10 protein-coding genes are annotated in these 12,907 nt (G+C 63.3%); 4 read left to right on the plus strand and 6 right to left on the minus strand.

The window, feature by feature from the left end; all coding sequences use genetic code 11:
• Window position 1 precedes the first annotated feature (1 nt).
• The 5 genes from AC4IBF_RS18925 to AC4IBF_RS18945 all read right to left on the minus strand — a co-directional run bounded on the left by AC4IBF_RS18925 (window position 2) and on the right by AC4IBF_RS18945 (window position 7,224).
• Complete coding sequence (locus tag AC4IBF_RS18925; protein ID WP_491463015.1) at window positions 2-5,584, minus strand: trifunctional serine/threonine-protein kinase/ATP-binding protein/sensor histidine kinase; 5,583 nt, start codon at window positions 5,582-5,584, stop codon at window positions 2-4.
• A 9-nt stretch (window positions 5,585-5,593) separates the two neighbouring features.
• Entirely contained in the window at window positions 5,594-5,974 is a 381-nt protein-coding gene (locus AC4IBF_RS18930) for a response regulator transcription factor (RefSeq protein ID WP_133293698.1), read from the minus strand.
• A gap of 23 nt (window positions 5,975-5,997) precedes the next feature.
• Window positions 5,998-6,258, minus strand: coding sequence for a XapX domain-containing protein (locus AC4IBF_RS18935; protein ID WP_111964146.1), 261 nt, complete (start codon window positions 6,256-6,258; stop codon window positions 5,998-6,000).
• A complete protein-coding gene (locus tag AC4IBF_RS18940; protein ID WP_032660957.1) occupies window positions 6,255-6,476 on the minus strand; it encodes a DUF1427 family protein in 222 nt (73 codons plus the stop codon). The genes AC4IBF_RS18935 and AC4IBF_RS18940 overlap by 4 nt, the downstream gene beginning before the upstream one ends.
• A 61-nt stretch (window positions 6,477-6,537) precedes the next feature.
• The gene (locus tag AC4IBF_RS18945) at window positions 6,538-7,224 is read right to left on the minus strand and encodes a hydrolase (protein ID WP_133293695.1); all 687 of its coding nucleotides are present in this window, start codon (window positions 7,222-7,224) and stop codon (window positions 6,538-6,540) included.
• A 218-nt stretch (window positions 7,225-7,442) separates the two neighbouring features.
• Here AC4IBF_RS18945 and AC4IBF_RS18950 point away from each other — a divergent pair, with 218 nt between their 5' ends.
• Genes AC4IBF_RS18950 through AC4IBF_RS18965 form a run of 4 tightly spaced genes read left to right on the plus strand, consistent with a single transcriptional unit; the run spans window position 7,443 to window position 12,189 of the window.
• Window positions 7,443-9,314, plus strand: a complete 1,872-nt coding sequence (locus AC4IBF_RS18950) for an amidohydrolase (protein WP_487165722.1) — start codon at window positions 7,443-7,445, stop codon at window positions 9,312-9,314.
• Window positions 9,314-9,721, plus strand: a complete 408-nt coding sequence (locus AC4IBF_RS18955; protein ID WP_491463016.1) for a DoxX family protein — start codon at window positions 9,314-9,316, stop codon at window positions 9,719-9,721. Before AC4IBF_RS18950 ends, AC4IBF_RS18955 begins: the two co-directional genes overlap by 1 nt.
• Window positions 9,718-11,337: an MFS transporter gene (locus AC4IBF_RS18960; protein WP_491463017.1), complete on the plus strand. Its 1,620-nt coding sequence runs from the start codon at window positions 9,718-9,720 to the stop codon at window positions 11,335-11,337. Before AC4IBF_RS18955 ends, AC4IBF_RS18960 begins: the two co-directional genes overlap by 4 nt.
• A 30-nt stretch (window positions 11,338-11,367) precedes the next feature.
• Window positions 11,368-12,189, plus strand: a complete 822-nt coding sequence (locus tag AC4IBF_RS18965) for an alpha/beta fold hydrolase (RefSeq protein ID WP_143344608.1) — start codon at window positions 11,368-11,370, stop codon at window positions 12,187-12,189.
• A 107-nt stretch (window positions 12,190-12,296) separates the two neighbouring features.
• Here AC4IBF_RS18965 and fosA read toward each other — a convergent pair whose 3' ends face one another.
• The gene (fosA, locus tag AC4IBF_RS18970; RefSeq protein ID WP_252093354.1) at window positions 12,297-12,722 is read right to left on the minus strand and encodes a FosA/FosA2 family fosfomycin resistance glutathione transferase; all 426 of its coding nucleotides are present in this window, start codon (window positions 12,720-12,722) and stop codon (window positions 12,297-12,299) included.
• Window positions 12,723-12,907 lie beyond the last annotated feature (185 nt).

A 12,907-nucleotide genomic window follows, 5' to 3' on the forward strand; every position in this document is an offset into this window, starting at 1 on the left:
TTTACCCTTCCTGCGCCGCCAGCGGCAGCGCAAACGCAAACACAGTGCCGTACGGCTCCCGGCGGCGCGCGCTCAGCTTCCCGCAGTGGCGCTCGATGATGCTGGCGCTGATAGTCAGCCCCATCCCCATTCCCTGTGGCTTGGTGGAATAGAACGAGTCAAAAATCTGCTCCAGCCGCTCGGGCTCAATGCCGCTGCCGGTATCGGCAATCTCGACGATCGCTTTCCCGTCCGCGTTGGCGGTGCTGAGGGTAATGGTGCAGGCGCGATCCTTCACCTCGGCCATCGCCTCTACCGCGTTCATCACCAGATTCAACAGCACCTGCTGGATCTGCACGCTATCGCCGGTGATAAAGCTGTCGCTGGCGTTCAACAGATAATCAACGCTTATGTGTCGCTGCTCCAGCTCGCTGCGCGAAAGCGCGATGATATGGTGGATCAGATAGTGCAGATCGATGCGCGAGAAGGTGGGATCCTGCTTGCGCGTCAGGGACTGAATGCTGCGAATGATCTCCCCCGCCCGCGCGCCTTCCGCGGCGATCTCCTCCAGCCCTTCCCGCACTTTATCCAGCCGGGCGGGCTCGCGGCTGAGCCAGCGCAGGCTCGCTCCGGCGTTCGAGACGATCGACATCAGCGGCTGGTTGATCTCGTGGGCGATGGAGGAGGTCAGCTGTCCGACGGTGGTGGCCCGGGACACCCGAGCCAGATCCGCCTGCGCCACCCGCATGGCATCCTCCGCGGCGCGCTGGCTGGTGATATCGGTGATGATGCCGTAGTACTCGTTCACCTCGCTGCCCACGCCCACCGGATCGCCAATTCCGAGGATGTAGCGCGTCGAGCCATCGGGACGCTTGACGCGAAACTCCGCGCGCATGGAGAGACCTTCGCGCACGCTTTGGGTGACGATGGCGCTGATGCGGGCGTAATCGTCCTCATGGACGAAGGTCAAAAACTCCACCATGGAGATCATCTTTTGCTGCTCGGGCAGGCCGAGAATGCGGGCGTACTCTTCCGAGACATACATCAGATCCTGCTCCAGTTCCCAGCGCCAGCTGCCGGTGTGGCTGATCTGCTCGCCCAGCATCAGCGAGGTCTTGCTGGATCGCAGCTCTTTCTCCACCCGGCGGCGCTGGATGTTCTCCGCCAGCAGCTCGGCGTACAGCCGCGCCGTCTCCAGGGATACCGCTGCCTGCGCGCCCAGCAGGCTCACCACGCGCGAGTGCTCGGCGGTGAAGACCTCCGGCATCAGGCGGTTTTCGAGATAGAGCACGCCCACCAGCCGCGCCTGTTTGAACATCGGAACGCACATAACCGCCGCCCCCGAGGTCACAAGATAAGGGTCCTGGCTGAAGGGATGGAACTCCTCCGGCCTGCCGGTGCGGATCTCCTGCCCGGTGCGGATCACCGCCGCCAGCACCGACAGCGGCAGGTCGGTCGCCGTCGGCACGTCTTTCAGGATCCGCACCCGCACGCCCTCGGTGCTGGTCCAGGCGCTGGCCTCGATCTCAGGAATAAGGTTATCGCTCACGCGCAGCAGCAGGCCACGCTGCGCCCCGGCGCGTTCGAGCAGGATAGTCATCAGGTTTTCGATCAGGCGCTCAAGATTAATCTCTTCCGACAGCGCGCGGGATGCTTTGATCACGCTCTGGAGATCGCGGATGGTCTCGTTCTGGGCGAACGCCACCGTGTCGTAGGCGCTGGCCTGCCCGGAGGCCAGCAGGTGCGGGAAATCCTGCTCCAGCTGGCGCACCTTGGCCTGCGCGCCCGCGCGACCCCAGGCGGCAATAGAGCCGCGGAAGTGGGCGTCCGAGGCAGTCGGATAGCCGCAGGCCAGCGCAAAGCGCCCCGCCAGCTCGTGGGCAAGGGCGTTGATCGGGTTAAACCCGCCCTCGCGGGAGAGCCGGACCGCCTTCTCATACTGCTCAAGCGCAATGCTGTTCATCCCGTCCAGACGCACGATTTCGGCGTAGATCAGCGCCTCTTTATCCGCGAACGTGCCGGGATTAACGCGCGCCCAGAGGGCGATTTTGTCATAGTGGGCGTGAATGCTGCGACGGTGGTTCGCCGAGAAGGTCTCCGGCATCAGCTGACGGGAAAGCGCCAGCGCGCTGTAAAGATGGTAATCCAGCAGATGGATGTGCCCCGGCGCAGACCACGCGTACCTCCCCGCCATCTCCAGATCCGCCTGCGCGTCGGCATACTCCCCGCAGGTAAAGTGCGCCATGCCGCGATAGAGCCAGTACCAGAACAGCATGGTGGAGGTCTGCTCCGGGGCCTGCTCCGGCGACGCGGGAAGCAGCGCCTCCGGCAGCACCTGCGACGCGGTCCAGGTGCCGATGACCGGCGTGCGCAGGAACTCAACGTACCCGCGCTGAACCATCAAAATGGTCTCCACGTCCTGGAAGTGGGTTTTACGCACAAACGCCAGGCCGCGATCGATGCTGGTCAGCACCCCGTCCAGGTGATCGCCCCGCGAGAGGAAGTTAATCACCTGGTGGCAGGCCGCAAAGCAGGCCATCGTCATATCCCCGTGGGTCACCGCTGAGGAAAAGCAGGCTTTCGCGCACTCGATGGTGAACGACAAAGGCTGGGTCCAGACGCTGAGCTGGTCGAGCGGCAGCAGAGTTTTGGCTTCGAACGCATCGTAGCCGTGGCGATTCACCAGCTCGCGGGCCAGCGTGCCGTACTGGAACCCGAGGCGGTACTCGGCGTAGCGGTGGCCAATCAGCACGCCAAACCAGGCCATCGCCGTGGTGGACGCGCCGGTAATGCCTTGGTCGAGGGTCAGGTGCATCATGCGGCAGAGCAGTAAAAAGTGCAGGCGCGGGCAGATGAAGCTGGCGCAAATGCTGGCGCTGTAGAGCAGGTTCATCACCGCTTCGGTTTCAGGGTTATCCATCCGCGACAGCTGGGCAAACAGGTTTTGCGGCGCGTCTGCCGTGCGGTTGCAAAAGAGCGCCCAGGCCTCGTCGCAGTCGGCATCTTCCGGATAGCGGCCGATCTGAATACCAAAGACCCCCAGCCAGCAGAGCGCCGCCTCCAGCGCCAGACGGCTGTCCGACTGGCGAATGTACACCTCCACCAGCAGGTTGGCCGCCAGCGCCTTTTCGGTCAGCCCGCCGGGGCAGCCGAGGATCGCGTCACACAGCTCGCGGGTCCGCTCCAGGTGCCCCAGCGCAAACTCGCAGCCCGCCTCTTCGATATCGAGCATAAAGTCCGACACCGTCCCGGCGTTGCCCAGCGCTCTGGCGGTCTGGATATAGCTGAGTGCCGACGGGTAATCTCCCGAGCGCTTCGCGCGCCGCGCGGCCAGCAGGCTCAGCTCGCGGAACATCTGGCGCTGCGGCGCGGGCTGAATGCTGTCCAGCGCGGCCGTGACGTGGTGAACGGCGCGGAACAGCAGTTCGTTCCCGGCCGCCTGGCGCGCGGCGTCGGCCAGCAGGCTGGCAGTCGTCAGGTGAATATGGCTTTTCTCATGCCGATCCAGCAGCGCGAAAGCGGCCTCCTGTACCCGGTCGTGGGTGAAGGAATACGCTTTTTCCGTCAGCACGATGAGCTGGGCCATCACCGCCGGGTGCAGCGCATAGCGCATTTCTGCCATCGACATGCCGACCACGCGGCAGACCATCTCCATCTCGCCCGTGCCGCCAAGGCAGGCGATGCTGCCCAGCAGGCGACGCGTCTCGTCGGGCAGTTCTTCGAGCTGCTCCAGCACCAGGGTGACCACGTTTTCGGTGTAATGCCGGGCGCGGATCGCCTGCAGATCGTAATGCCACTTGTCCTGATATTTGTTGTGTACCACCAGCCCGTCATCAACGATACGGCGGAAAAACTCGTGCACAAAAAGCGGGTTACCCCCGGTCTTCTCGTGGATCAGCGTGGCGAGATCGGCCGTCGCCGCGCTGCGGGTGCGAAATACCGTCGCCAGCCAGCGCGCCACCGCTTTCACGGAAAGCGCCTGCGGAACAATCTCGCTCGCGTTTTGCGCCGCCTCCGGCAGGCCTGCCAGCAGCGCCTGCAGGGAGGCGTCGGTCACAGAGCCGATATCCCGGTGGGCCGCGACCACCAGCAGCGGAACAGCGCCGCAGTTCATCAGCAGATATTTGAGCGTGTGCAGGCTGGCAGCGTCGCTCCACTGGAGATCGTCGAGCACCAGCACCAGCGGGCAGCCCTGCGAGGCAAAGGTCTTCACCAGCGCCAGCACCATATGGCTGAAGCGCGCCCGGGCATCAATGGAAAACGTATCCGTCGAGAAGCGCGGCTTGCTCTCAAGCAGCAGTCCCAGCTCGGGCACCAGGCTGACGGCCAGCGCCTCGTGTCCCTCCAGGGCGCGAGACAGGCGGATTTTCCACTTCGCCACGTCGTTTGCGGGCAGCCCCAGCAGGTGCAGCGTCAGGGCGCGGAACGCAGAGCTTAATACGCCGTAAGGCAACGACGGTGAAAACTGATCGACTTTGCCCACCGCCAGCAGCACCGTACGCTGCTGCAGCGTTTTAAGCGCCGTCGCGATAATGGAGGATTTGCCGATCCCGGACGGCCCGCCGATCGTCACCAGCTCCGGTACCAGGCTCTGCCCCACCCGCTCAAACGCGGCAACGACATCATTCGCCTGCGGATGCGTCGCGAACAGGGAGTCCGCCAGATGGATCGCCGGAGTGCGATCCTGCTGACCGGGGGTAAAGGCGACGATCTCGCCCTCGCAGGTTAACGTCGCCTGACAGCGTCGGAGGTCGGCAATCAGCCCGTCGACCGTCTGGTAGCGGTTATCAGGGTTCTTTTCCAGCAGCTTCAGGATGATGGTCGACAGCATTCCCGGCACGTCCGGGCGGATCGCATCCGGGGCCAGCGGCGCCGAGGCAATATGGTAGTGCGCCCAGTTGGTCTGCTCGTCCTCTCCCAGTTCAAACGGCAGGCGTCCGGTCAGGAGTTCATACAGCACCATGCCGAGGCTGTAGAGATCGCTGCGGCTGTCGACGGGGCGCTGGGTGCGGGTGGTGTGCTCTGGAGACATCCAGGCGGGCGTACCGCCTGAAACGGCAAGCCGGGTCTGGGTGACGGCATCGGAAAGGCTGCTGGAAAGGCCAAAGCTGCCCAGACGGCAGGTGGCATCGTGATGAACAAAAATACTGCCGGGCTTGATATCGCCGTGGATCAGGTTTTGCAGATGCATCTGGCGCAGGGGAACGCAGATCTGAATCGCCATCTCGATAAAGCGCGTGATACCCGAGATCGCCCTGCCCGCGCGCCGCGCCAGCAGCTCAAACGCAAACGGCGCATACACCAGCGCGAAGCGCCCCCGGTACTGGGTGGATGCGACGGCGCGAATGGCCCAGCTGTCCTGCAGCGCGTCACGCAGCGCAAACTCGTTTTTCAGCAGCCGGGTGGCCCGCTCTTCCTCTTCGTCGCTGACCGCGGTGGCGATAATAAATGAGCCGCCGGAATGAGGATGTCGCGCGTGCATCCAGGCGATTCCGCCCTCCTGCGCCAGCACGGTAAAAATCACATCCTCTTTAAGGACAAAAACCCGCCCCTGGTGAAGATTCCCCTGGGCGGGCCAGAATGCAGGCTGCTCGTTTTCGTTCATCCGCGATCCTTATTGTCGGCGGGCCAGCTCCCGCTGAATATGACCCAGCAGAATATCGATGTTAATGGGCTTACGCAAAAAAGCAGCGGCGCCCAGACCGAGAGCGTACCGCTGCATATTTTCATCAGCATGACCGGAGATAAAGAGCACGGGCGGAGGCGGTACGGCCAGCAGGCGCAGCTTTTCAAACAGCTCCAGGCCGCTCATGCCCCGCAGCTTGATGTCGGTGATCACCAGCGCCGCGCCGGACAGGGCAAGCGGATGGCTCAGAAATACCTCTGCCGAATCAAACGTATCGGTCGAATACCCTTCCGACTCCAGGAGATTACTCAGCCCGCTGCGGACGGAACGTTCGTCATCAATGATGGCAATGCGCCACGGCAGCGTCATGCTGTCTTTCCTCTAAAAAATCATTATACGTCGCGATCGTCCTTCGCGGGCGCAGGGGGCGCCGAGCCGCTGATTTTCGGTACGCATTCGTGACGAAACCAGGCGAGGGTGAGCGGTTCGCGACTCAGTAAACGTCGTCCCACCGGGATGAGCTGTTCGCCCACCAGCATGCCGAACAGGCCAAGCAGGGCGACAACCGGCGGTGCCGGGGAATGAACGTCGAGCAGGGCGTAAATTACCCCAGCAACCACGCCGCACACCAGCGAAATTATCCATGCCTTCATGAGGACGCTCCCGTCTGCGATTTAGCCTGCGGCACGGTCACCTGAGGAGGAGGCGCGCCGTCCCGGGATAACAGATGACGCGTCGCCTGTTCACCCGCCAGCATCCCCAGCAGGCCAATCAACGCCAGCGCGGGCGGCGCGGGGGAGCGCACCTTCAGCACGGCATACATCAGGCCAATCAACACGCCTGCCGCAAGGGATATCAGCCCTGTACTCATTGTGAACTCCAGAGAAAGAGGCAGCGGCGAGCCGGATGAGGGACCAGCCCGCCAGCGGAACTTAGCGAGCCGGGACCGGCGCTAAGGTGCGGTGCTCGCTCTTCTGGCGAGACGGCGCTTTGTGCACCATGGTGTAGGCGTAATCCACGCCCATGCCGTACGCGCCGGAGTGCTCGCGCACGATGTCCATTACCGCGGTATAGGTCTCTTTACGCGCCCAGTCGCGTTGCCACTCCAGCATCACCTGCTGCCAGGTCACCGGGATCACGCCCGCCTGGATCATGCGCTGCATCGCGTAGTCGTGGGCTTCTTTGGAGGTGCCGCCGGACGCGTCCGCCACCATATAAATTTCGTAGTCGCCTTCGAGCATCGCGCAGAGGGCGAAGCTGTTATTGCACACTTCGGTCCACAGACCGGCAACCACCACCTTCTTCTTGCCGTTGGCCTTCAGCGCGTCGCGCACCTTCTGGTCGTCCCAGGAGTTCATGGAGGTACGCTCCAGAACGTCCTGGCCCGGGAACACGTCCAGCAGCTCAGGATAGGTATTGCCGGAGAAGCTTTCGGTCTCAACGGTGGTGATGATGGTTGGAATGTTGAACACCTTAGCCGCTTTCGCCAGCGCCACGGTGTTGTTTTTCAGCACCTGACGGTCAATAGACTGCACGCCAAACGCCATCTGAGGCTGGTGATCGATAAAGATGATCTGACAGTTCGCAGGGGTTAACACTTCGAGCTTTGAAGAGGTCATAGCATTTTCCAGTGGTTAAGGGTAGAAATCGCCGCGAGTGCCACGGCGATAAAGTCACCCTCATCCTGCGGTTTTCCTTCTCCGCGCGTAATTATCTCTTCGTATAGTTAACCTTAGGTATAGTTATACTTTGGTATACCTATCCTATTGTATAACTGGATCTTTGCCGAAACCGGTTCCCATAATCCTGACCATTCCCCTCTCAGTCAGGAGCAGTTATGGTTACCCTTGGTAAAGCCGATCTCATTCTGGTTAACGGCCAGTTTCACACCGTCGATCGCGAGAACCCCGTCGCGGAAGCCGTTGCCGTGCGCGACGGAAAATTTCTGGAAGTGGGTACCGTCGCCGAGGTGATGCAGCACCACGGCGACGGCACCAAAGTGGTCGACTTAAAAGGCCACACCGCCATCCCCGGCCTCAACGACTCGCACCTGCACCTGATCCGCGGCGGGCTGAACTACAACCTCGAGCTGCGCTGGGAAGGCGTGCCCTCCCTGGCCGACGCCCTGCGGATGCTGAAAGAGCAGGCGCTGCGCACCCCGTCGCCGCAGTGGGTGCGCGTAGTCGGCGGCTGGACCGAGTTCCAGTTTGCCGAGCGCCGCATGCCGACGCTGGACGAAATTAACGACGCCGCGCCGGATACCCCGGTCTTCATCCTGCACCTGTACGACCGCGCCCTGCTCAACCGCGCCGCGCTGAAGGTGGTCGGCTACACCAAAGACACGCCAAACCCGCCGGGCGGGGAGATCCAGCGCGACGCCAACGGCAACCCGACCGGGATGCTGATTGCCCGTCCGAACGCCATGATCCTCTACGCCACGCTGGCCAAAGGGCCGAAGCTGCCGCTGGAGCAGCAGGTGAACTCCACCCGCCAGTTCATGCGTGAGCTGAACCGTCTGGGGCTGACCAGCGCCATCGACGCGGGCGGCGGCTTCCAGAACTACCCGGAAGATTACGAGGTGATTGCCGAGCTGCACGAGAAAAAGCAGATGACCATCCGCATCGCCTACAACCTGTTTACCCAGCGTCCGGGCCACGAGCTGGAAGACTTTGAAAAATGGACCGACATGCTCACGCCGGGCCAGGGCAGCGACTTCTTCCGCCACAACGGCGCGGGCGAGATGCTGGTCTTCTCTGCCGCCGATTTTGAAGATTTCCTCGAACCGCGCCCGGACCTCGCGCCGGGCATGGAGGACGAGCTGGAGCGCGTGGTGCGCCATCTGGTGGAGCACCGCTGGCCGTTCCGCCTGCACGCCACCTATAACGAATCCATCAGCCGCATGCTGGACGTCTTCGAGAAGGTGAACCGCGACATTCCGTTCAACGGCCTGCACTGGTTCTTCGACCATGCGGAAACCGTGTCACAGGCCAACATCGACCGCATCAAAGCGCTCGGCGGCGGCATTGCCGTCCAGCACCGCATGGCCTTCCAGGGCGAGTACTTTGCCGAGCGTTACGGCATCGAAGCCACCCGCCATACGCCGCCGGTGGCGAAAATGCTCGAGACCGGCGTGCCGGTGGGCTTAGGGACGGACGCCACCCGCGTGGCGAGCTACAACCCGTGGACCGCGCTCTACTGGCTGGTCTCCGGCCGCACCGTCGGCGGGATGCAGATGTACGATCACAGCGCCCGTCTGGACCGCGATACCGCCCTGATGCTCTGGACCCAGGGCAGCGCGTGGTTCTCCAGCGAGCAGAACCAGAAGGGACAGATTAAAGTCGGCCAGCTCGCCGACCTGGCCGTGCTGAGCAAAGACTACTTCCGCGTGCCGGAAGAGGAGATCAAGGGCATCGAGTCCGTTCTCACGGTGGTCAACGGCGACATCGTCTACGCCGCGGGCAGCTTTGGCCCGCTCGCGCCGTCGGCCATCCCGGTCCTGCCCGAGTGGTCCCCGGTGGTCAAGGTGCCTGGCCACTACCGCAGCGCGCCGCCGCAGGCCGCACGCGTGGGTATGAGCGCCGTCCACCACTGCAGCGGGCCGTGCGGGGTTCACAGCCACCAGCATGATTTCGCCCGCACGTCAGCGATGCCGGTGTCCGACGATAACGCTTTCTGGGGGGCGCTGGGCTGCAGCTGCTTTGCATTCTGATGAAAAACACCACTATGCCGCCCCGGATCGACCTGGGGCTGTTCTTCCTGCGCCTGACCGGCAGCCTGCTGCTGCTCTACGTGCACGGCCTGCCGAAGGTGCTGCACTTCAGCGAAGAGCTGACGCGCATTGAAGATCCGTTCGGCTTCGGGCCTTACGCCAGCCTGATCCCGGCGATTGTCGCCGAGGTGATTTGCCCGCTGTTTATCATTGCGGGCGTCTACACCCACCTGGCGTGCCTGCCGATTATCGCCGTGCTGCTGGTGGCGATGCTGGCGGTCCACCCGAACTGGTCGATTGCCGAAGGGCAGTTTGGCTGGCTGCTGCTGATTATCTTCACCACTCTCGCCCTCACCGGGCCGGGCCAGTGGCGGTTGCAGCGTAAGGCAGAGGAGAGGTTCGCATGACCCAGGTTAACGACGTTCGCGACGCACACGTCGAGACGACGCCCGCATCGACGGTTTCTCCCTGGCAGCCGCTGAGCCAGCCGGTGTTCCGCATGCTGTGGATCGCCACGGTGGTCTCTAACGTCGGCTCATGGATGAGCGACGTCGGCATCAACTGGAGCATGCTGACCCTGAGCGCCGACCCGCTGGATATCGCGCTGGTGCAGGCGGCCAGCAGCCTGCCGATGTTCCTCTTCGCCCTGCCGTCCGGGGTGATGGCGGACATCGTTGACCGGCGTAAATACCTGCTCTTCTCCCAGCTGTGGGTGTTCATCGCCGCCGCCGGGCTGACGGTGCTTTCCTTCACCGGACACGTCACCCCCGCCGTTCTGCTGGTGGCGACGTTTCTGCTGAGCGTGGGGGCGGCGATGAGCTCGCCGCCGTTCCAGGCCGTGGTGCCCGATCTGGTGAGCAAGCCGGAGCTGGGCGCCGCCGTGGCGCTGAACTCGCTCGGGGTGAACATCAGCCGGGCGATTGGCCCCGCGCTGGGCGGTTTCCTGCTGTCGCTCGCCGGGCCGTGGATGGTGTTCGCCCTGAACGCCCTGTCCGTGATTGGCGTGGCGTGGGTGCTGTGGCGCTGGCGTCCGGCCCCGTCCATTCAGCGTCTGCCGCCGGAGCACTTTTTCTCTGCGGTGCGCACCGGCATCCGCTACGTGCACGCCGCCCCGGTGCTGCGCAACGTGCTGGTGCGTACCGTGGCGTTCTTCGTTTTCGGAAGCGCGGGCTGGGCGCTGCTGCCGCTGGTGGCGCGCCGCGAGCTGGACTTAGGCCCGGCGGGCTACGGCGTGATGCTGGCGTGCATTGGCCTGGGGGCGATTGCCGGGGCCATCCTGCTGCCGCGCCTGCGCCAGCGGCTGAACGCCGACCGCCTGATGGTGGCCGCGAGCCTGGTCTTTGCCCTCACCATGCTGGCGCTGGCGTTTGTGCGCCACGTCTGGCTGCTCAACCTGTTTGAGTTCTTCACCGGCTTCGCGTGGATTGCGGTGCTCTCGACGCTGAACCTCGGCGCGCAGCGCAGCGCCGCCCGCTGGGTGAAGGCCCGGGCGCTGGCGGTTTACCTGACGGTGTTCTTCGGCTCAATGACCACGGGCAGCGCCATCTGGGGGCAGATTGCCTCCCGGTTCGGCACCCCGACCGCGCTGGTTGTCGCCACGCTGGGGATGGTGCTGGCGAGCGCGACGGTATTCCGCTGGAAGCTGGGCAAAGATCCGGACCTGAACCTCGACCTGAGCGGCCAGCCGCTGGACGGCGTGGAGATCGACCTGCCGAACGAGCGTGGCCCGGTGCTGGTCTCGCACGAGTACATCATTGACCCGCACAACGCGAAAGCCTTCCTGGAGGCGGTCCACGAGCTGCGCCGGGTGCGACGCCGCGCCGGGGCGATGAGCTGGGCGGTATATGAGGATATTGAGCGCCCCGGCCTGTTTATTGAGACCTTCCTGATGGGCTCGTGGATTGAGCATCTGCGCCAGCAGGAGCGCCACACCATGAATGACCTCCTGCTGCAGAGCCGCGTTTTGGCTTTTCATCAGGGCACAACATCACCGGCAATTCGTTATCTGGTCGCGCCGGTATAACCATAACCATCACCTGCACAGGAACACACTATGGCAACGTTTAAGGCAAAAGACGGCACGCAGATTTACTACAAAGATTGCGGCGCGGGCAAACCGGTTCTCTTCAGCCACGGCTGGCCGCTGGACGGCGACATGTGGGACAGCCAGCTGAACTACCTGGCCGAGCGCGGCTTCCGCACCATCGCCTTTGACCGTCGCGGCTTTGGCCGCTCGGATCAGCCGTGGAACGGCTACGACTACGACACCTTTGCGTCCGACATTAACGACCTGATCACCACCCTGGACCTCCAGGACGTGACGCTGGTGGGCTTCTCCATGGGCGGCGGCGACGTGACCCGCTACATCAACAACTACGGCAGCGCGCGCGTGGCCGGTCTGGCGCTGCTGGGCGCGGTTACGCCAATCTTTGGTAAATCAGAGACCTTCCCGCAGGGTGTGGATCAGAGCGTGTTCGACGGCATTCGCGACGGGCTGCGTAAAGATCGCGCCCAGTTCATCAGCGACTTCGCGACGCCGTTCTACGGCATCAACGCCGGGCAGACCGTTTCTGCCGGTGCCCTGACCCAGACGCTGAACATCGCCCTGCTGGCGTCCCTGAAGGGCACCATCGACTGCGTGACCGCCTTCGGCGAAACCGACTTCCGCCCGGATATGGCGAAAATCGACGTGCCGACGCTGGTGATCCACGGCAGCAACGACCAGATCGTGCCGTTTGAAAGCACCGGCAAGCTGGCGGCAGAGATGATCAAAAACGCCACGCTGAAGGTGTACGACAACGCGCCGCACGGCTTCGCGCTGACCCACCAGGACCAGCTCAACGAAGACCTGCTGGCGTTTGTGAAGTCGCTGTAATTTTTCCAGGCCGGGTAAGGTGCAGCAGCCACCCGGCGCTTTCGCTCCGCCAGCGGCACGTAGCCAGTGATTGCTGAGACAGGACCTGCAGGCTGAAGGTGCGCGCCTCAAGCCCCGTCAGAGGTAAACACCATGCCCGCGTAGGGTTTCTCGCGACACGCCGCCAGCCGCGCGGCGAGGCTGCCCACGTGCAGCTCCAGCTTGTGCCCGTCCGGATCGAGAAAATAGAACGACGCTCCCTCGCTTTTGTTCTGCTTCCAGACGGTGACGCCCGCCTGCCCAAGCCTTTGCGAGAACGGTTCAAAATCCTCTTCCGCCACGGTAAATGCGTAGTGGGTGTAGTCACTCTCCTGCGGCGGCACGTACCGGCGCGCCTCGTCGTACGACAGGCAGACCCACAGATCGCCGCAGGTGAGATAGGCCCCGGTATTCCAGCGGGCGTGCAGCGCAAGCCCCAGCAGTTCGTGCCAGAAGGTGACGCTTTTTTGCAGGTCGCTGACCGCGAGGGTCAGATGGTTGAGTGATTGCAGCATGACGTGCCCTTTTGTTTTTCGCGCCGGACGTGGTACGGTAAAAGCATGAACATAAACCACGCCGTGCTCACCGTAAACCGCTGGTGGCTGCCTTCTTAAAGGCGGCACGGAGTAGTTTTCCCCATTTTCAGATAGCCGCCGAAAGGCGGCTATCTCACATCTAAGACCCCTTTCGGCAACTGCAC

This window comes from Enterobacter sp. Taxon_8, assembly GCF_058354585.1.

Coding starts and splice junctions, on each gene's coding strand:
- AC4IBF_RS18955 (WP_491463016.1), top strand. CDS start 9,314: ATGAAAAACACCACTATGCCGCCCCGGATCGACCTGGGGCTGTTCTTC.
- fosA (WP_252093354.1), bottom strand. CDS start 12,722: ATGCTGCAATCACTCAACCATCTGACCCTCGCGGTCAGCGACCTGCAA.
- AC4IBF_RS18935 (WP_111964146.1), bottom strand. CDS start 6,258: ATGAAGGCATGGATAATTTCGCTGGTGTGCGGCGTGGTTGCTGGGGTA.
- AC4IBF_RS18945 (WP_133293695.1), bottom strand. CDS start 7,224: ATGACCTCTTCAAAGCTCGAAGTGTTAACCCCTGCGAACTGTCAGATC.
- AC4IBF_RS18930 (WP_133293698.1), bottom strand. CDS start 5,974: ATGACGCTGCCGTGGCGCATTGCCATCATTGATGACGAACGTTCCGTC.
- AC4IBF_RS18965 (WP_143344608.1), top strand. CDS start 11,368: ATGGCAACGTTTAAGGCAAAAGACGGCACGCAGATTTACTACAAAGAT.
- AC4IBF_RS18960 (WP_491463017.1), top strand. CDS start 9,718: ATGACCCAGGTTAACGACGTTCGCGACGCACACGTCGAGACGACGCCC.
- AC4IBF_RS18925 (WP_491463015.1), bottom strand. CDS start 5,584: ATGAACGAAAACGAGCAGCCTGCATTCTGGCCCGCCCAGGGGAATCTT.
- AC4IBF_RS18940 (WP_032660957.1), bottom strand. CDS start 6,476: ATGAGTACAGGGCTGATATCCCTTGCGGCAGGCGTGTTGATTGGCCTG.
- AC4IBF_RS18950 (WP_487165722.1), top strand. CDS start 7,443: ATGGTTACCCTTGGTAAAGCCGATCTCATTCTGGTTAACGGCCAGTTT.